The following is a 19102-nucleotide window of genomic DNA, read 5'->3' on the forward strand; positions in this document are numbered from 1 at the left end:
CCCATTTTTTTCTCTAATACTCAGGTCAAAACGCTGATTTCACAACCTCTTTTCTTTAATGAAAAATATGGCTCTCATGCGCCGCTTCTTTGAATTTCGTCATTTTTTCTTCGATGAACGGATAGACTGCCGTTCCTACGACTCCAAAGACAACAAACAAACCGACCATGATCCAGATTGCATTCGTAGCATTTGGCCAGTAAATGCCTCCTGCAGATTCCCGCAACAAGTTTACCGCATGCGTAAATGGCAAGAACGGATTGATCATTTGGAAGAATTTTCCTGAGACTTGGATCGGATAGTTCCCGCCTCCACCAGAGATCGACAGTACTAAAATGATGATAGCGATCCCTTTACCGACATTATCGAATAATGCAGCCAAGACGTAAACGATCATCATGAACGCTAAGGCGATCAAGACAGCAAATGACACGCTGTAGACTGGATTTTGGACATCTACTCCTAGTAAGAAAATATTTCCTAATGTAACAATCAAGCTTTGCGCGATTGCCATTGTCAAGAATGTCAGCATACGAGCAACGAATTGTTCTCGTTTCGTAAAATTGTTTCGGTCTTTCTTTCCTAAATAGTATTCTGTCGTAGCAACACTTGAAAGAAGAACAGCGCCGACCCACAGACATAGTGCAGTATAAAATGGGGTGCTAGCTGAACCGTTATTTGCGATTGGATAGAGCGCATTGGTTTGCAGCTCAACAGGTTGTGTAAAGAAGTCACTTTCTTTTGTTGCATCTAGTTTCAATAATTTGATGACTTCGCCTAGATCAACTTCCTGTTCGCCTTTTCGGATCGCATCTGCTGCTTTTTGGATACCAGATTTGATATTTGGCCAGTCATTGTTGATCAAGTCCGCAGCAGCATTCACAGCTGTTTCGACTTCTGGCATTTTTTCATTTACTGTTGTCAATGTACCGGTTATTTCATTTTTTAGTGCGGGCCAATCATTTTGGATAAAATCAGCGGCCAACCCTAATTTTTGCTGAAGGATCGGTAATTCATTGTTGTATAGGTCTGCCCCTTCATTGATGCCATTGACGATGGTCTCCATATTGCCATTCAACATTGTATTGGCATCGTGGATTTCTTGTCCAATTGCAGGCATTTCTTTTTGATATTTTTCTAAGATTGCCACTGCATTTGTTACAGTTGCTTTCGTTGAGCTGAGAAGCGAATCAAAGTCGATCTGGTCCGCTTTGCTCAGTGCGCCTTGTGCAGTCCCAATCGTATCGATGACTTGGTCTAGTAGAGAAGTGACGGTAGAGCTGACATTGTTTACATCAATACCATTGATTAAACTATTAACATTAGAAACTGCTTGTTTTATCTCATCAAAGAGATCTTGACTGATACTTCCTGCCTGAACAGCAGTATTTAAGGCGTTTTTTAATACATCCAATAACGTTTTGCCTTGAGTCAATTTGTCAATAATTCCCTGTAATTTATCATTACCGGCGTTATTCTGTAACTCAGTCAAAAACTGAATCAATTTGTCAATCGTAGCTTGTTGCTGTGGAATACCATCAATGATAGTTTGTATTGCTTGTTTTTGCTCATCCGTTAATTCAGTTCCAACCTGGATAGAGTCAATTAACGAACCTGTCGTTGTTGCCACTTGTCCAATTGACTTCAATGTAACATCTACACTGTTTGTGATGCTTGGTATCGCATCTTTCAGCTGAGAGGCCCCTGATTTTGTTTGGTTTGCTAGATCACTTGCCTGGTTTTCTAAATTTTTCACATCTGGCAAGATATCTTGTACTTGTTGGATGATCGTCAAGCCTTGTTTTGCTTCATCGATTCCTTGATTCATTGTCTCTTGGATCGAAGCAAAATCACCGTCGATCTCTGCTAGTTGTTTACCAGCATTTTGGATCTCTGGGATCTTTTCTTGCAAATCAAGGATGATTTTTGCTTGGTCTTTCAACTCAGGCATTTTGTCATTCAATGCAACGACTTTTTCGCCCATCTCATCTACTTTAGGGATGTAATCCACGAATTCATTTGCTTTATTCAGTTTTTCCTTGATGTCAGGTAGCTGGCTTTGTAATTCGAGGACTTGCTTTGTGTAGCCGTCGATCGTGTCTAGATTTTCATCTGTTGATAAAATCATATCTTTGACTTTATTGATACTTACCAGGTTCGTATCGATGTCGTAACCTATTTCATTGAATACTTTCAATAAAGTCGAACTGGCTGTTTTGATAAATTCATTTGTGATTTGCGATTGGATCGAACTTGCTCCTTTATCGGTGATTTTCGGTGCAATCGCATTGATTTTTTCATTTACCGTATATTCGATTTTTGGTTTCTTGATGTCACCACTAGTAAAACTCAGCAGATCTTCTGAGAAATCCTTTGGCAGGTAAATACCTGCGTAATACTTTCCGGAACGGACTCCGTCTTCTAATTGTTCTTTTGAATCAACGAATTGCCATCCTAATTGTTTATTTTTATGAAGCGATTCGATGACTTGCTCCCCAATGGCCACTTCTTTACCTTGAAACTCTGCTGGCTTGTCTGCACTGTAAACAGCAATTGGCAGCTCTCCAGTATTTCCATATGGATCCCATAGTGCTTTAATGTTAAACCACGCATATAGCGAAGGGATGATCATGATCGCAATGATCAAAAGTGTAGCAATCGGGTTTTTGAAAATCCGTTTCCAGTCAAGCAAATATAAACGAAGTGTATTTTTGATTGACTGCATAGTTCTCCCCCTTCTTCTTTTTTCAGCTGAATTACTTTACCATGTATTTCATACTTTTTTCAATCGGCTTTTTTCAAAAAAGTCGAATTTTTGGACATATCACGGCAATTGTCTCATTGTAATCTCTTACATATTGAGAAATAATTAAGGATTACAGCCTTTACTTTATCATGAAATAAAAGGGAAAGATAATTTTATGCCAAAGTTTTTATCTATTATACGTATACGCAAAAAAAGCTAAAACACTTTTTTAGTCTTTGCCCCTACAAAAATGTTTCAGCTTTTTTCATTTTTTATTCCTATATTTCTTACTTTTCGAATGACAAAATGATTTTCCCAGCAGGAGGATGCCCATCAACTTGCTGATGTGCTTGGATGACATGTTCAAGGGAAGCAGACAGATTCATTGAAATAAAAATATGAAAGGCACCTTTTTGATAGGCTTTGATTATGCCAGCAAAGGCTTCTGCATCTTGATATTCCTTTCTTGGAACAAATGATTCATAAAAGCCTTCCTTTTTTTGCCGCAAATCTAGGTCTGGGAGGTCATTTAATGCAACATATCTCCCACCTGGTTTCAGGATCTGGATGCCGGTTTCTCCTTTGATGCTTCCTTTCGTGGCATCAATCACAAGGTCTGCTTGATTAGCAAATTGCATACCTGGGTCTGTTTTATCATAAGCAGCAAATGCTGAAGCTCCTAGTTTCCTTACTTTTTCTTCGTTTTTACTAGAAGCACTGGTTAAGACTCGGATGCCCTTTTCGTGGAGAAGCTGGATCAGACTAGACCCGACCGCACCTGATGCACCTAGAATCATCACTGTATCTGTCGGCTGGATTTCCGTCAAATGATTGATTAGATTGTACGCCGTAATCCCTGGTGTGACCATTCCGGCTGCTTCTTCCCAACTCATTTCATCTGGAATTTTTGCTGCTTTTGCTGATGGCAGTACGACTTCTTCTCCGTAAGTCCCGCCGACTGCATGGACAGCTACTCGATCACCTACATGAACAGTTGTGACATCTGAACCAATCTCTGTCACGATACCAGCGCCATCATTACCTAGTACATAAGGGAATTTCAATGTTCGTATCTCTTTCATCTCTCCTGAACGCAAGGCAACATCATACGGATTCACGCTGAATGCTTTTATTTCTACACGAATATGTCCGGAATCGACTTCTCTGGGATGAGCATCGATTTCTTCAAAAACATCTTGCGCTTCTCCGTAACCGTTAATTGCAAATCTTCGCATGGTTACCATCTCCCTTTTTCTTTAAGTTTACGTTGATGCCTTTATTTTGACAAAAAAAATGTCTTTTCGATTTGGAACATGATCCAAAACAAAATAGTTGTTTTTTTTCGCGTATCGTGTTAAATTATTCATCTAAAAGCGTAAGGATTACGATTTACGCTAATAAAAAAATTGGAGGAATTTGTTGATGGCTAAAAAATCAAAGATTGCCAAAGCAAAAAAACAGCAAGAAACGATTGAACGCTATGCTGCTTTACGTCAGGAATTAAAAGCGCAAAAAGATTATGAAGGCTTGCGTAAACTTCCTTTAGATGCTCGTCCAGAACGGTTGAAAAATCGTGATCTAATCGATGGACGACCTCGCGGATACATGCGTAAATTCGGGATGTCCCGTATAAAATTCCGTGAGTTAGCACATAAAGGTTTGATTCCAGGAGTAAAAAAAGCCAGCTGGTAGTCCAAGTCTGGCTGTAAAGGAGGAGGGCGCATGGACCACTCCTTGGATCATCAAAAAAGATACGTTCGCTTCTTCTAGCAGAAATGCTGGTACTAGAAGCGGACGTATCTTTTTTTACGCACAGTTGGTCCTTTTTTTATATGTAAAGGCTGCATGGTTACTTCGCTATACTTATTTAGTAACAGGAGTCAGTGCCTCAATGCCCACACTAATTTTTAATGCTCGGTCAACTTCTGCCATAATTGGTCGATCCAAATGGCAGACTTTTTCTTTCAATCTTGATTTATCGATCGTTCTGATCTGCTCCAACAGGATAACGGAGTCTCTTTCTATTCCTGTTCCAGTAGCTTTGATCCCAATGTGAGTCGGAAGCTTAGGCTTAGCCATTTTTGCCGTTATAGCCGCAACAATGATCGTCGGGCTGAAATGGTTACCTAGATTATTTTGAATAACCAAAACTGGACGTGTTCCGCCTTGCTCCGATCCCACGACTGGAGAAAGATCAGCAAAATAAATATCTCCTCTTTTTACCATAGGATCCTCCTTATTCTTGATATTCTCTTGGTATCCGCTGTCCTAATCCGCATGCCACTTCATAGTGGATCGTACCTAATTGATCTGCTACATCTTGCATAGTGATTTCTTTGTCTGCATTTTTGCCGATAAGCGTCACTTTTGTTCCGACCGGAAATTCTTGAGGCAATCGGATCATCAGTTGATCCATACATACACGTCCAATCGTTTCACAATAGTTTCCTTCTACCAATAAAGAAAAACCTTGCATCTTTCGTAGCCAGCCATCTGCATAACCGATCGGTATCGTTCCGATCCATTCTGCTTCAGGAGTGATATATGTTTCCCCGTAGCCGATTCCTTCACCTGCTGGGAGTTTTTTGACTTGGATCAATTCAGAAACCAGTTCAAGCGCTGGCTGTAACGGATAAACTTCCGGAAGCGCATGTCCAGATGGGTTCAGTCCGTACATTGCTACTCCATAACGAATCATATTGCCGATTGTTTCATCATGCCATAAAGCTGTTGCACTGTTACTGACATGTACATATCGAGGAAGTTCAGGAAGTTTTTTTAACACTTCCATAAAGCGTTCCTTTTGCAGATTCCAATACGTATCGTCTGCTTGATCTGCTGTAGAAAAATGGGTAAATAATCCTTCCCATTCTAATACACGACTTTCACTGATGAATGCAGCTGCCTCTTTTACTTCTTCAGGTGTATAAAAACCGATACGTCCCATCCCAGTATCTGCTTTTAAATGGATCGAAAGAGGCATCTCCAGCTTACTTTCCTCTAAAATAGCAGCTACTGCCTGCAACCATTCCCGTGTACCTGCAGTTACTGACAAATCATGAGCAACAGCTAAAGCCAGTGCGTCGTAAGGAACCATGTTCAAGATAAGGATGGGCTGAGTAAATCCAGCTTCTCTCAACTCGACTCCTTCATCTAAATTTGAAACACAAAAGCCCGAAGCTCCACCAGCAACTGCTGCTTCAGCTGTCTCAACAGCTCCATGACCGTATCCGTTTGCTTTTACTACTGCAAACAATTCTTTCCCTTGCGGAAGTCTTGCCACTTCATTTGCTACATTTTCAGTTATAGCTTTTTTATGTATCACTGCTTTCGTTGGGCGGTGCCAAGCGACAACCATCATTTTTCCTTCTTTCTAGTCTTCCAAAATAATTTGTGCAAAAGCTGTTTCATTTGTGTGAGTAATACTGACCCATACATTGCCTTCATGAGGTGAACGCGTAACAACGGGCTGACCGTTTTCATTTTTTAAAATCTCGATATCTTGAAAGGTAACTTTCCCGATCCCCGTTCCCCAAGCTTTAGAGAAAGCTTCTTTACAAGCGTAACGCCCGCCTAAAAATTCTACTTGGCGATGAAAAGGCAAGGACTGGAACAGTTTCGTTTCTTCAGAGGTCAAGATTCGTGCAATGAATTTTGGTTTTTCTTCGATCAGCCGAGTGATCCTAGACAATTCGACTGCATCGATCCCAATTCCTTTTATCATATGCTTTTCTCTTTTCAATAAATTTAGAACACTCTCATTCTACCAAATTATAACCATTTTGCCACAAATAAGTCCACAAATAACAAAAATGAAAGTTTCTCTTAAAACAGAGAAACTTTCATTTTAGGTTTAATCGTTATTTGAACGGATCACAAATCCGCGTTTTTTATCATTGTGACGTTTACCGCCATCTTTTTGGCTGTTATTGTTTTTGCTATAACCGCCTTTTGATTTGTTTCCACGATAATTCCCGCCATCACGACGATTACGGTTGTTTCCGCCGCCACGTTTGCCATTTTTGTTGTATCCTTTTTTCTGCATTGGCAATGGACGTTCTGGTGTGATCTTCACTGGTACTGCATCAGCTGGATCTTTTGCTGTCGTTTTCAGCAGTAATGCAACCAAATCTTGTGCAGAATATTCTTCTAATAATTTATCTGCTGTTTGCAGGTATTTATCTAGACCGTTTTCTTCAAGTTTTGTTTCGATTTGTTCAACTGCAGCACCTAATTGACCTTTGAATGCTTCTTTTTCGGTTGGCGGACGTAAAGTCGTCATCCGTTTTTTCGTCAAGTTTTCGATCACATGCAAGTAGTCCATTTCATTTGGTGTAACGAAAGTCACAGACATACCGCCTTTTCCTGCACGGCCTGTACGTCCGATACGGTGAACGTAGCTTTCTGGATCTTGAGGGATATCATAGTTGTACACATGAGTGACACCTGAGATATCTAATCCACGTGCGGCAACGTCTGTCGCTACAAGGATATCTAAGTGACCGCTCTTGAATGAACGCAATACGCTCATCCGTTTTTGTTGAGACAAATCGCCATGGATTCCTTCTGCACGATAACCACGTGCTTCTAATCCGCGTGCCAATTCGTCTACACGGCGTTTTGTACGTCCGAAGACGATTGTTAGTTCTGGTGTTTGAACATCAAACAAGCGAGTCATGATATCGAATTTTTCGTATTCTTTTGCGCGGACATAGTATTGATCGATCAAGTCAGCTGTCATTTCTTTTGCTTTGATCTTCACATGATGTGGACTTTTCATGAATTTAACGCCGATGTTCTTGATGGCTGGCGGCATTGTTGCTGAGAAAAGTAATGTTTGTCTTTGATCAGGAACTTGGGAAATAATTTTTTCGATATCTTCCAAGAAGCCCATATTCAACATTTCATCTGCTTCATCCAAGACTAATGTTTGAACAGTTCCAAGTTTCAACGTGTGGCGGTTGATGTGGTCAAGCATACGTCCTGGTGTACCCACAACGATATGTGGACGATCTTTCAAACCACGGATCTGACGGCCAATATCTGCTCCACCGTAGACGGCTTGCACACGCACTTTTTTGTCGCGCCCTAAACGATATAGCTCTTCTTGTGTTTGGATAGCTAATTCACGTGTTGGTGCGATAACCAGACCTTGTAATTCGTGACGATCTGGATCGATTTTTTCTAACATTGGTAATCCAAATGCAGCTGTTTTCCCTGTACCTGTCTGTGCTTGTCCAATAACGTCTTTTCCAGCTAATGCTAGCGGAATTGTTTCTGCTTGGATAGGTGTTGCTTCTTCAAAACCAGCGCGTTCGACTGATTTCAACAATTCTGGTGATAATTCTAGTTCTTTAAATTTCAAATGAATCCTCCTATATGGTTGTTAACTGAGGATGTAGCTTTTTTGCTACCCCGTCGATTTGTTCGGTCAAAGTGTATTGTTTCTTTTTGACAGTGGCCACGCACGTTTTTACCCATTCTTAGCCCCTGTGGCACCACCGAAAAATCACTTTGCGAAGTTTAGGCATTAGAAAAGCCAAACGGGTCGCGTTCAGCTTTATCATGATTATGACATCTGGTTTCGACAAGTTGCTTCCATGGCAAAACCAGTCCAATTTCTCTTCATCTTTCGGCAATAGGTTATTCTAACATAGCTTTTCATTTTCTGCAAGTTTACAGATTTTTATTTCATTTGCTGAAGCTGTTCTACTACTTCGAATAAGCCCATGCTATTGCTGCCTTTCAGCATAATGCTGTCTGTGGATTCAAGATTTTGTTTGACAGCCTCAATCAATTTATTCTTTTCTTTTTCAAAATAGAACACAGGCAGTTGCGGATATTTTTGATTCAAGTCTTCTTTTAATGCATGCATTTGTTCCCCGTACAAGAAAATCATGGCAAATTTCTCAGGATCGATATGTTCACTCATTTGCGCATGCATGTTTAATGAATCTTTCCCTAATTCCAGCATATCTGCTAACACAGCGATTCTGCGTCCTTTTGTTGGCAGATTTTTAAAAGTATCTAATACCAGTCCCATGGCTGTTGGATTTGCATTGTAGACATCGCTCAAAATAGCTGCACCATTTCCTGCCGTTAGCCATTCAGTTCTGTTTTGAGTGATAGAAACATGAGCGAGCCCTTGGCGTATCTCAGGTATGGACAGTCCAAAGAAGCGCCCGATCGTATACGCAATCAAAGCATTCGTTACATTATAACTTCCAGGCAGCGGGATCGTAAATGTTTCTCCTTCTACTACAAAATCGGTTTGTGCTTTTCCTTCTGCTGTCACTTCCGCATGAACATCGCCATTTCCAATACCGAATGTTGTGACTGTTTGTACTAATGTTGCCGTTAAAGGTGTCAGCAACGGTTCATCTGCGGGCACAACGAGTAATCCGTCTGGTACAAGTCCGTCAGTGATTTCCATTTTGGCTTTAGCGATTCCTTCTCGCGACCCAAGATTTTCTATGTGCGCTTCACCGATCATTGTGATTGCTGCAGCTTTTGGTTGAGCCATAAGTGAAAGTTCCGTGATTTCATTGGCGTGATCCATGCCCATTTCCAAAACGATCTTTTCTGTATCTTGGGGCATGTGCAAAATCGTGTAAGGAAGACCAATATTATTGTTGTAATTTCCTTGCGTCTTATATGTTTTGTATTTTTCAGACAAGACAGACGCGGTTAGATCTTTCGTGGTGGTTTTACCATTGCTTCCTGTAATTGCAACGACTTCTGCGCCTACTTTTTCCAAGTAATAGTTTGCCAATTGCTGCATGGCTTTCAAAGGATCTGCTACAGGAATAACTGGAATATCTTTTGGTGCTTGTTCAACAGGCAAGCTCCAAAATGAAGCAGATGCTCCGTTTGTGATCGCTTGCTGGATAAATTCATGTCCATCTCTCGTACCGGCAAGAGGAACGAATAAACTTCCTTCGGTTATCTTCCGGCTGTCAAATTCGACATTGGTAATCTTTGTCAGTGCAGAGCATTCGCTGCCCACGGCTTGTGCAATTTCTTGTATTGTTAGATTCATTGAGATCTCTCCTAAAAAAGGTTGTGAAAAAAGCGTTTGGCCTAAACGGCGGGTTCGCATGACTCTCACTTCCAAGTAAATTTCTCTATTCGTATTTAGAAGCTAGAATGAACGCGGTTACGCAATCACTCCAGCTTCTTCTTTATTTCTCTTTATTCATTTTTTTCAAAAAAAGATTGACGCTGATGGTATCGATTCATTCCTAATTGAATCAGTTCTTCAATCAAATCACCGTATTTCAAGCCCATATTTTCCCATAAGAGTGGGTACATACTGAACTCCGTAAATCCTGGCATAGAGTTTAATTCATTCAGGAATAATTCATTTTTATTTGTCAAAAAGAAATCACACCGGCTCAATCCGCTTCCGCCTAACATCGTGTAAGCTAACTTCGCGTACTCTTGCGCTTTTTGATAAACTTCTTCCGGCACTTCGGCTGGAATCTGCATTTCGATTTTATTATTGATATATTTGGCTTCATAATCATAGAATGCTACGTCTTTTACGACTTCGCCAGGCAAAGTCGTCCGAACATCTTCATTTCCTAATACAGCAACTTCGATTTCGCGCGCTTCAATTCCTTGTTCAACGATTGCTCGAGAATCATACTGATAGGCTGTTGCTAAAGCATTTTGCAATTCTTCGCGGTTTTCTGCTTTTGTAATGCCGACACTAGAACCCATATTCGCCGGTTTGACAAACATCGGATAAAGCAAAGAACCTTCACATTGATCAAATACTTTCTTAGGATTTTCTTTCCATTGATTCTTAAGTACTGGTACATAAGGAACTTGTGGCACACCAGCAGCTTGTAAAATATATTTGGTCATGATTTTATCCATGGCACATGCACTGGTCAATACGCCTGCGCCGACATAAGGCATATTCAATGTCTCTAAGAAGCCTTGGATCGTTCCATCTTCCCCGTTTGGCCCATGTAAAACTGGAAAAACGATGGCTCCTTCTTCTTTGATTTCGCCCGGATTGATCACTTTTCCTGTAAAGCCTTCCTCTGTCTGTCCACTTGGGTCCCATGAAAGATGCAAGACATCTTTGCTAGCAGGTTTTTCTGTTAGTAATGGACCTTTGACCCATTGTCCTTCTTTTGTAATAAATACGAGTTGAACTTGGTAATAATTATAATAAATGGCATTTAAAACTGAAAATGCGGAAAGAATGGACACTTCATGCTCTGCGCTGCGTCCGCCATATAGTAAAGTAATCTTCAAAAGATTGTCCTCCTGTATTCTAAATCGTTCAGTGATTTACTCTCATATTTTAGCACAAAACAAAAATAAACGAATAACTTATTTATAAAAAAACGAGTTGGTTTCTAAAAGAACAAACGTCATTTATTTTTTGTCAGCTAGATTATTTGTCCCGTTTTTTATAAAAAGTTATGATAAAGAAAAGGAGGGATGATGATGGCGCAAACAAATCCACGCAGCCGCTTGGCAGAAATCATTCGAGTGTTCATCAACTACAATGTAGTGCCAAACTTTGTACAGCAAAAAAATCCCGAACAGGTAAAAAAAGCCTTTGAAGAATTAGGACCCACCTTCATTAAGATAGGTCAGATGCTTTCTGTTCGAGAGGACTTGCTTTCCTCTGCCTTCACTCAGACATTCAAAACATTACAAGACAGTGTACCTAGCGACACATTTTCAACGGTCAAAAAGACGATCGAAACGGAACTTTCTCTTTCAGTATCAGATATATTCGATGATTTTTCCAAATCGCCTTTTGCCTCCGCTTCTATGGGACAGGCTCACCGTGCCAAGCTGAAAAGCGGTGACGCGGTAGTTGTTAAGATCCAACACCCTAACATTGCCGAAGAGATCCGCCTTGATCTTCAACTATTTGAGCGTGCGATCCCTTTGATCAAATACATTCCTGAAACTAGCGTAGTTGATCTAAAAGGGGTACTCCAAGAAGTAAAACGTTCCTTGATCAATGAAATGGACTTCTTAAAAGAAAGTCAAAATGGCGAACAATTCTATCAAAAGAACAATGGCTGGAAAGAGATCCGCAGCCCCAAAATTTATGACGCTTTTTGTTCGAAAAAAGTGATCGTGATGGAAGAAATGTCTGGTAAAAACTTGAATCATTTGATGAATGCCGAAAACGGAACAGAAACTTTTATCACTGGTATTCAAAACAAGCAGCTGAAACAAGAAGTTGCAAAGCTTTTAGTTGAGAACTTTATGAAACAGGTGTTTGATGATGGTTTTTTCCATGCTGATCCTCATCCGGGGAATTTGCTGTTCCATGTGCTAACAAAAGAAGAACAGACACGAGCTCGCCGAACAGCTGAAACAGTTCATGAAAAAGAGTTCGGTCCCTTTGCTTTTCGAGCCTCTACTTCTATAGAAGACCCTGTTGCGCCATATACGGTCAACTACATTGATTTTGGCATGATGGGGCATCTTTCTGCAGGTCTTAGGCAAAAGCTCACACAAGCCGTTTTAGCGCTGTATACGAAAGATGCTTATCGAATCGAAAAAGCGGTCCTTCGACTTTGTCAGCAAGAAGGCTTATTTGATGAAAGTCGGTTTCACCAAGAACTGACAAGTTTTCTTGAACAATATTATGATTCCCCTATTGATGAAATCAACTTGCAAGAAGTATTCGCACAAGTCGTGATGATCTGTCATCAAAATAATCTGCAGTTCGACCGTGATATCACGCTTTTGCTGAAAGCATTCGGGACATTAGAAGGGGTGATCCGTGTCCTTGACCCTGAAGTTTCCCTCATGGAAGTTGCTTCGCCTTTTGCCCAACATTACTTTCTGACCCATCTGGATGTAGAAGATACATTGAAACAAAGTGGGTTAGATCTATTAGAAGGGATGAAGGCTGCGCCTAAGATTCCACAACAGCTCCATCATCTATTAGAAATGTGGACTTCGGGACAAGGAAAAGTCAATTTGGAATTAAAAAAGCAAGACAAATTATTGAGCAGGATCGAAAGTATGATCAATCGGCTTGTTTTCGGTATGATTTTAGCTGCATTGATCGTAGGATCTTCCCTGCTTGTCCAAGCTGCACCTGTAGAAAACGCAGAGGTCGTTTCCCTATTAGGGATATTTACGTATGCTATTGCCGCATTTGTCATTATTTTTTTAGCAATCGATGCATTGATCCAAATGTATAAGAAGAGGAAAAAGTAGAAAAAAGTTGGGAGAAAGCTGTTCTGTCTCAAGCAATAAGAACGACCAAATAAAAATAGCTCCTCCTATTTTACCGTTTTTTGAGCGAGTACCGAAGAACAACAAAAAAAGGAACAAGGAATCCAGTTATCCTGTTTCCCTGTTCCTTTTTGGTGTATTCGCGCACAAGTAAACTACCTTCGTTACCTACTATCTTCTGTACTTGGTAAACCTTGGTCAATTGCCTTTTTCAACGCTTGACGAAAAGCCGTATGATCTTTATCCGTAAAAGGTTTTGGACCCTTTGTCCTTATACCAGCTTTTCTTAATTTCCCACTATGGTAACGTTGTTCGAGAAGTGTGCCGATATTCGCTTCGTCAAATTCTTTTCCAGAGTGATGGAACACTCGCACACCCTTCGGCAATACAAGTGAAGCTAAACCATAATCTTGCGTGATCAAAAAGTCATTCTTCTTAACCATACCGACGATTTTATAATCTGCACTATCAGCTCCACGGTCTACGTAGAGGATTTGGACATGATTAGCGTATTCTTTGGTCGTATAATGATCTACACTGGTTACAATAATCACGTCGAGACCATAGGATTCTCCTAACTTTATGACATCTTCTTTTACTGGAGAACCATCTCCATCAATGAATAGCCTCATTCTTTTTCGCCTTCTTCCATAAATGATATACAGTCACCAATCCGCTCATTAAGAGACCGACATTGATCCATTTGGCTAAAATAAGCAATTGCGAACTCGCTGTCGGCACTGCTCCATGGTTCAGCATGATCAGTAGTAGATGGATTGGCTCTCCCATTTCTTTTGCTAAAATAAACAAAAGCGTCATCAATAAAAACTGGTGGATCACACTTCCTTTATTTTGAGTAGTGTATTTGGCAATAATCCGACGATCCATTGGAATAGCTACATCGGTTTGATAATATTCCTTATTTAGCCAACTGCCTGTTACTACGTGCCAGAAACTAAGCAGAAAGACACCTATCGCAAAACCATTCGGAATCAAGAGGACCAGCAAAGAAGAACTCAGTCCAAGCAATTGCGTAGCCAATGGAGACCATGATAAACGTTTCAAAATCAATGGTCCGACTATTTTTGCTGCAATCAAACCGGCAGCATAAGGAAAATACATATAAAACGGAAGTTTCTCTAATCCGTACAGTATGCCAACATAAAAACTGCTAAACAAAAAAAGAAAATTCCCTAGCATTCCATTTAGAAAAGTAAACAGATTCAGCCAACTTGGCAACTTCCATTCCTTCTTCTGGTGGCCTAAGACGAACACGAACACAATGAACAACACCAAGAAACCATAAACAGCAAGATCAAAAAGCCTTTCATCGAATAACAATCGGGCATTTCTCAAAAGAAACAATAAGCCAAAGAACACCAAAAATAAAACAAGCTCCCGCGTAGCCACTAAATTTCTTTTAATATCTTTGAAATCCAGTTCATAACGCGGATAATGACTGACCGTATGGTAGGCCATGACGTAAAAAAGTGTATAAATCGTAAAACTTGCTGCAATCTGAGTCGGTGCAGGCAGTCCGATTGCTTGATACAGGAGGAATAGCCAGATAGCTGCAAATAAGTACTTTTTCCCATCCATATTGATAAAGCCTTGCGTCTTCTCATGGAAATTGACCGTGATATTAGCAGGTACAAGCCATGCTGCACTCAGCCCTAGAAGAACACTTGAAAAATAAAACAAAGGAAAATAAAATACGCCTAGTATTCCAAGCAATGAACCAGTACCACCCATCAGCAGAGCGATCATCAGCAAAGTATAACTATCTAGACCAAATCGTAGACTATTGACTAAAAACAGCCCAGTCATCCGAAAGGCATAAAACAGCGTAAATGGTAAAATCGTCAGCCAATTATGCGAATCTGTTATTCCCAAAAATAAAAGATAAGGAATCAAAATAACCGTATTGCTTAAGATAAAGGGCGTTGTTTGCGTAAAATTGCGCCCAAATCGTTTGAGTTTTTCGAACATGACAATGGCTCCCTTAAACAGTCTTATAACTAATCTGCTCTTCGATTTTAGCATTAAAGGGGAAATAAACCAATTTTACAGAATATATTCTTGTAAAAAAAAATGCAGAAAGAAGCATAAGCTTCTTTCTGCATTTTTACGGTACTTGATTACTCAAGCAGACAAGCCCTTCTCCACAAAAGTCTTGCCCGACACCCCTGCATCCGGCAGGTGATAAAGATAGAAATCAATTATCCTGTGCCTCCAAAATCAATTAGGAGCTCTGTAAACCAGAGTCCTTCTCGACCCGTCGCATGAAGTTACTTTAACACAGTTCCTAAGATTATGCGAGAGCTTTTTTCATTTTATAATCGACCATTTGAAATCCTTGACCGATATCTGAAACAAGTTCTTCTGTAATCTCAAACCCTTCATGCTTATAAACCTCGATTGCTTGATGATTTCCCTGGTTCACTCGTAAAAAAATCTCTTTTTCCGTTGTTTGCGCAGCAAGTTCTTCATACCAGCGAAAAACCGAAGAAGTCAATCCTTGGCCACGGGCTTTATTCAGCAAATATAATTTACTTAAATAGATTTTACCTTTTATCTCTTCATAAGCAGTGTAACCGACAGTCTTCCCTTCACTTTTTAATAAAAAATAAGAAACGCCTTCTGCCAGTTCTTTTTGGATCTGCTTTTTTGACTGATAAGTTTTCAGCATATAATCGACTTGTTTTTGACCAATAATTGGCACAAAAGCTTCCGGCCATACTTCTTGAATGACTGCTATCAGCTCATCCAGTTCATTTTCTGTTACTTTTATTTTTTCCATACACCCACGTCCTTTTTTACATTATAAATGACCTTGCGCTTGATGGAATAAAAAGAGCATGATCATACTGTACACGCCTACCGACCACGGCTTCAAGAAAATCACGATCTGCATAAACTCTCTAAAAGATAATTTCGTCAAACCAGCTACTAGACAGATCAAGTCGTCTGGCGCAAAGGGAAGCAGCAAGGTAACGACTAATACTTTTTTGATATCTTTCGTTTTTCTTGTCAGCAATTCATCAAATTTTTGATACTTTTTTGGCGATAAAATAAGCTGGACAAAGGCTACGCCATAGTAACGGACAAGCAAAAATCCGATTGCTTCTCCAATCACTAGACCAATACAACTATATAAAAGCCCAAATCCATTGCCAAACATCAGCATGCCAGCTACCGAAGAGATCCCTCCCGGCAAAATAGGAATGATTACTTGGATCACTTGCAACAGAACAAATACTATCACTGCATACTTGCCGAATTCCTGGATAAACGCTTGCAAAGACGTGCTTGAACGAAAAATCCCATGATGATAAGCATAGAGAATCAACACAAAGAAAAACAACAGACCGATGATTGGCATGATCTGAAGACATTTTTGTAAAACTGATGCTTTTTTAGACATCTTTCTTCCTCATATCTTTTTTCATTTGCTAAAACTGCCTCCTTAGGGGGTGATGCAAAAGTAGCTTCTTCGGAAAATTCCTTCTTATTTATTGAAACTGACTACTTCGGTCACAACCTCTTGTTAAACGGTGTTCAAAAGCTTGCATCTGCGATAATAAACCCAACCAAACGAAAAACACGAGAAGCTGTTTTTGTTTGATTTGTTCTTATTACTGGATGCAGGGCAGCTTTTTCACAACCTCTGATTCACGGTGCTCAATCAGCTGACCTTCGGTATTAGCTCAAGTCAAGACGCTGATTTCACAACCTCTTGTTATAAATAAAAAAACAGTTGACTGGTGACTGTTCAAAAAGCAGGATCCTTGCTTTTCAAACGGTCGCAGTCCGTTCAACTGTTTCACTGCGCACTATTTATGGTTTAAGAAACTAGCCACTTTTGTTGTAATCAAATCAATAGCAACGTGGTTTTCTCCGCCTTCTGGAACAATGATATCCGCATAGCGCTTCGTTGGTTCGATAAATTGATGATACATCGGTTTAACAACTGTCAAATATTGCTCGATCACGGAGTCCAATGTGCGTCCCCGTTCTTCCATATCCCGTTTGATACGACGAATAATACGAATATCATCGTCTGTATCTACGTATACCTTGATATCCATCAAGTCACGCAGACGTTCATCTTCTAAGATCAGGATTCCTTCTAGAATAATCACTTCTTTTGGTTCCTGAATGATCGTTGCCTGACTTCTTGTATGCGCTACATAGTCATACACGGGTTTTTCAATGGCTTTATAGTCCAGTAAGTCGCCTACATGCTGAATCAGCAGATCATTATCAAAGGCAAAAGGGTGATCATAATTTGTGTTCAATCGTTCTTCAAAACTCAAATGGCTCTGATCCTTATAATAAGAATCTTGTTCAAGCATCATGATGGAATGGTCCGGGAAGTTGTTGAAAATCGCACGGCTGACACTTGTCTTTCCGCTTCCTGACCCACCCGTCACACCAATGATAATTGGCTTGCTTTTTGTCATTGACTAAAACCTCTTTCGTATCCGTTTTTTCATTCTAATCTATTATAGCGAAAAAACACGAAAATGCTATATTTTTCTGAAAATTAATCCTTTTCAATTTCCAATAATGAGTAAAGTTCTTCTAAAGAATCGATTCGATAAGTGGGTTGGATCTCTTCGATTTCCGGCAATTTGTTTTTATTGAACCAAATCGTATCGATCCCTGCCATGTTCCCTCCTTTGATATCAGAAGTCAGTGAATCACCAATGATCACAGTCTGTTTTTTATCAAGATCAGGAATGCGGGAAAATACATGATCAAAAAATTCTTTCATCGGCTTTTGCGCTCCGACAGCTTCTGAGACAAATATATCCTTAAAATAATCAAGCATTCCTGCATCTGTTAAACGCTGATATTGCGTGTGCGACACACCGTTCGTTACAATATAAAGTTCGGCGTGAGGATGGACCTTTTTCAGAAGTTCTAGACTCCCCGAAACAAGTTCATGTCCTTGGTTCAAGTAGTGACGATAGCGTTTCTCCATTTGGCGACTATCTACTGTTTTCCCAAATTGCTGGAAGAGTAATCCAAAGCGACTGCCTGTTACTTCTTCTCGTGATAGTCTGCCCTTTTCAAATTCCTGCCATAAATGATGATTCAAAGCCTTATAGCTCGTTTTGATTTCTGGTGTCAACGTGATTCCTTGCTCTGCGAACAAAGCACTTAAAGCATTTGCCTCAGTTTGTTGAAAGTCTAGCAATGTATCGTCAACATCAAACAATAAAGTGTTATATCTCATCTTTTTGATCTCCTATTTAAAATAAATACTTAACTTTTTCATCTCTGCTAGCGTCAACGATCGGTACTCGCCTACTGCCAACTGTTCATCTAATTCCAATGGTCCCATGCTTAACCGCTTCAATGCGATCACTTTCTTTCCTTGGGCTAAAAACATCTTTTTGACTTGATGGAATTTTCCTTCTTGGATCGTCAATAAAACAGTACTTTGGTGCTTGTCTGCTTTGAGTATTTTTAGATTAGCCGGCTGGCACTGGTACCCATCAGCGAATACGATTCCTTTTTCAAATGCTGCTACGTCTGCTGATGTCACCCTTTCGTTCACCACTGCTTGATAAGTCTTTGAGACCTTTTTTTCAGGAAGGAGCATTTCATATCCCAATTGGCCATTCGAAGTAATCAGCAATAGTCCTGTTGTATCTCTATCCAGTCTTCCCACCGGATAGAGCGGCTGAAAACGATCGGCACTTGCAATCAGATCGATTACTGTCGTCTTTTCTGGATCTGACACAGCAGTCACAGCTTTTTTAGGCTTGTTGAGAAGATAGTAGGACTCATTTGTTTCTAAATGTTCACCTGCTACTTCAATCCGATGCAGCAAACTGTCTACATTTCGATTTTGTCTAAATTCGACTGTGCCATCGATCATCACTTGCTTCAAAGCAAACAGCCGCTTCATTTCCTTACGTGTCGTTTCTAATTTTTCTTCTATTAATTTATCTAAGCGCATACCGTTTCCTTTCTTATTACTAATAAGAATTATACCTTGAATATGTTTGCTTGCAAATAAATCATCAGCGTTATTCCTTGACTTAACCAGTAGTTCGCGTTACGGTTAAAGAGTAAAGTGAATTGGATTTCTCATACACAGCGTAATGACCTGGTGGA

The 19102-nt window shown here is 40.1% G+C and carries 17 protein-coding genes; 2 read left to right on the plus strand and 15 right to left on the minus strand.

Annotated elements, in window-relative coordinates; translation table 11 throughout:
- Positions 1–55 precede the first annotated feature (55 nt).
- Together ESP02_RS06310 and ESP02_RS06315 are read right to left on the minus strand one after the other, a co-directional pair.
- Positions 56–2725 carry a YhgE/Pip domain-containing protein gene (locus ESP02_RS06310; protein ID WP_002374229.1) on the minus strand — a complete coding sequence of 890 codons (2670 nt, stop codon included), beginning with the start codon at positions 2723–2725 and terminating at the stop codon, positions 56–58.
- A gap of 308 nt (positions 2726–3033) precedes the next feature.
- Positions 3034–3981, minus strand: coding sequence for an NADP-dependent oxidoreductase (locus ESP02_RS06315; RefSeq protein ID WP_038398361.1), 948 nt, complete (start codon positions 3979–3981; stop codon positions 3034–3036).
- Between the two features lie 187 nt (positions 3982–4168).
- Here ESP02_RS06315 and rpsN point away from each other — a divergent pair, with 187 nt between their 5' ends.
- The gene (gene rpsN / locus ESP02_RS06320) at positions 4169–4438 is read left to right on the plus strand and encodes a 30S ribosomal protein S14 (protein ID WP_002293413.1); all 270 of its coding nucleotides are present in this window, start codon (positions 4169–4171) and stop codon (positions 4436–4438) included.
- Between the two features lie 171 nt (positions 4439–4609).
- On the opposite strand, the gene ESP02_RS06325 is transcribed toward rpsN, so the two are convergent.
- The 6 genes from ESP02_RS06325 to ESP02_RS06350 form a co-directional block, all read right to left on the minus strand.
- Positions 4610–4972, minus strand: coding sequence for a type II toxin-antitoxin system PemK/MazF family toxin (locus ESP02_RS06325; protein WP_002289874.1), 363 nt, complete (start codon positions 4970–4972; stop codon positions 4610–4612).
- 10 nt (positions 4973–4982) lie between these two features.
- Positions 4983–6104, minus strand: coding sequence for an alanine racemase (gene alr / locus ESP02_RS06330; protein ID WP_038398358.1), 1122 nt, complete (start codon positions 6102–6104; stop codon positions 4983–4985).
- A gap of 15 nt (positions 6105–6119) precedes the next feature.
- A complete protein-coding gene (gene acpS, locus ESP02_RS06335) occupies positions 6120–6470 on the minus strand; it encodes a holo-ACP synthase (protein ID WP_002293418.1) in 351 nt (116 codons plus the stop codon).
- 129 nt (positions 6471–6599) lie between these two features.
- Positions 6600–8111 carry a DEAD/DEAH box helicase gene (locus ESP02_RS06340; protein ID WP_002374223.1) on the minus strand — a complete coding sequence of 504 codons (1512 nt, stop codon included), beginning with the start codon at positions 8109–8111 and terminating at the stop codon, positions 6600–6602.
- Between the two features lie 321 nt (positions 8112–8432).
- Positions 8433–9785: a UDP-N-acetylmuramoyl-tripeptide--D-alanyl-D-alanine ligase gene (murF, locus tag ESP02_RS06345; RefSeq protein ID WP_002374221.1), complete on the minus strand. Its 1353-nt coding sequence runs from the start codon at positions 9783–9785 to the stop codon at positions 8433–8435.
- A 152-nt stretch (positions 9786–9937) separates the two neighbouring features.
- A complete protein-coding gene (locus ESP02_RS06350; protein ID WP_002293424.1) occupies positions 9938–11014 on the minus strand; it encodes a D-alanine--D-alanine ligase in 1077 nt (358 codons plus the stop codon).
- 195 nt (positions 11015–11209) lie between these two features.
- On the opposite strand from ESP02_RS06350, the gene ESP02_RS06355 reads away from it, so the two are divergent.
- A complete protein-coding gene (locus ESP02_RS06355) occupies positions 11210–12955 on the plus strand; it encodes an AarF/ABC1/UbiB kinase family protein (RefSeq protein WP_025478475.1) in 1746 nt (581 codons plus the stop codon).
- A gap of 182 nt (positions 12956–13137) precedes the next feature.
- Here the strand turns inward: ESP02_RS06355 and ESP02_RS06360 are convergent, their stop codons facing one another.
- The 7 genes from ESP02_RS06360 to ESP02_RS06390 form a co-directional block, all read right to left on the minus strand.
- On the minus strand, positions 13138–13605 hold the full coding sequence (locus ESP02_RS06360; protein ID WP_002374214.1) for a YaiI/YqxD family protein: 468 nt from the start codon (positions 13603–13605) through the stop codon (positions 13138–13140).
- Positions 13589–14962 (minus strand): hypothetical protein, encoded by a 1374-nt coding sequence (locus ESP02_RS06365; protein WP_025478474.1) that lies wholly within the window; start codon positions 14960–14962, stop codon positions 13589–13591. The genes ESP02_RS06360 and ESP02_RS06365 overlap by 17 nt, the downstream gene beginning before the upstream one ends.
- A 322-nt stretch (positions 14963–15284) precedes the next feature.
- A complete protein-coding gene (locus ESP02_RS06370) occupies positions 15285–15773 on the minus strand; it encodes an N-acetyltransferase (protein ID WP_002374211.1) in 489 nt (162 codons plus the stop codon).
- Between the two features lie 21 nt (positions 15774–15794).
- Positions 15795–16397: a TVP38/TMEM64 family protein gene (locus ESP02_RS06375; RefSeq protein ID WP_002293431.1), complete on the minus strand. Its 603-nt coding sequence runs from the start codon at positions 16395–16397 to the stop codon at positions 15795–15797.
- 409 nt (positions 16398–16806) lie between these two features.
- Positions 16807–17436 carry a uridine kinase gene (gene udk, locus ESP02_RS06380; protein WP_002374207.1) on the minus strand — a complete coding sequence of 210 codons (630 nt, stop codon included), beginning with the start codon at positions 17434–17436 and terminating at the stop codon, positions 16807–16809.
- Between the two features lie 83 nt (positions 17437–17519).
- On the minus strand, positions 17520–18215 hold the full coding sequence (locus tag ESP02_RS06385; protein ID WP_002374205.1) for a YjjG family noncanonical pyrimidine nucleotidase: 696 nt from the start codon (positions 18213–18215) through the stop codon (positions 17520–17522).
- Between the two features lie 12 nt (positions 18216–18227).
- On the minus strand, positions 18228–18944 hold the full coding sequence (locus ESP02_RS06390; protein WP_002374203.1) for a 16S rRNA pseudouridine(516) synthase: 717 nt from the start codon (positions 18942–18944) through the stop codon (positions 18228–18230).
- Positions 18945–19102 lie beyond the last annotated feature (158 nt).

The sequence above is a fragment of the Enterococcus sp. NBRC 3427 genome (genome assembly GCF_007996925.1).
In the GTDB taxonomy this organism is placed as follows: domain Bacteria; phylum Bacillota; class Bacilli; order Lactobacillales; family Enterococcaceae; genus Enterococcus_B; species Enterococcus_B lactis.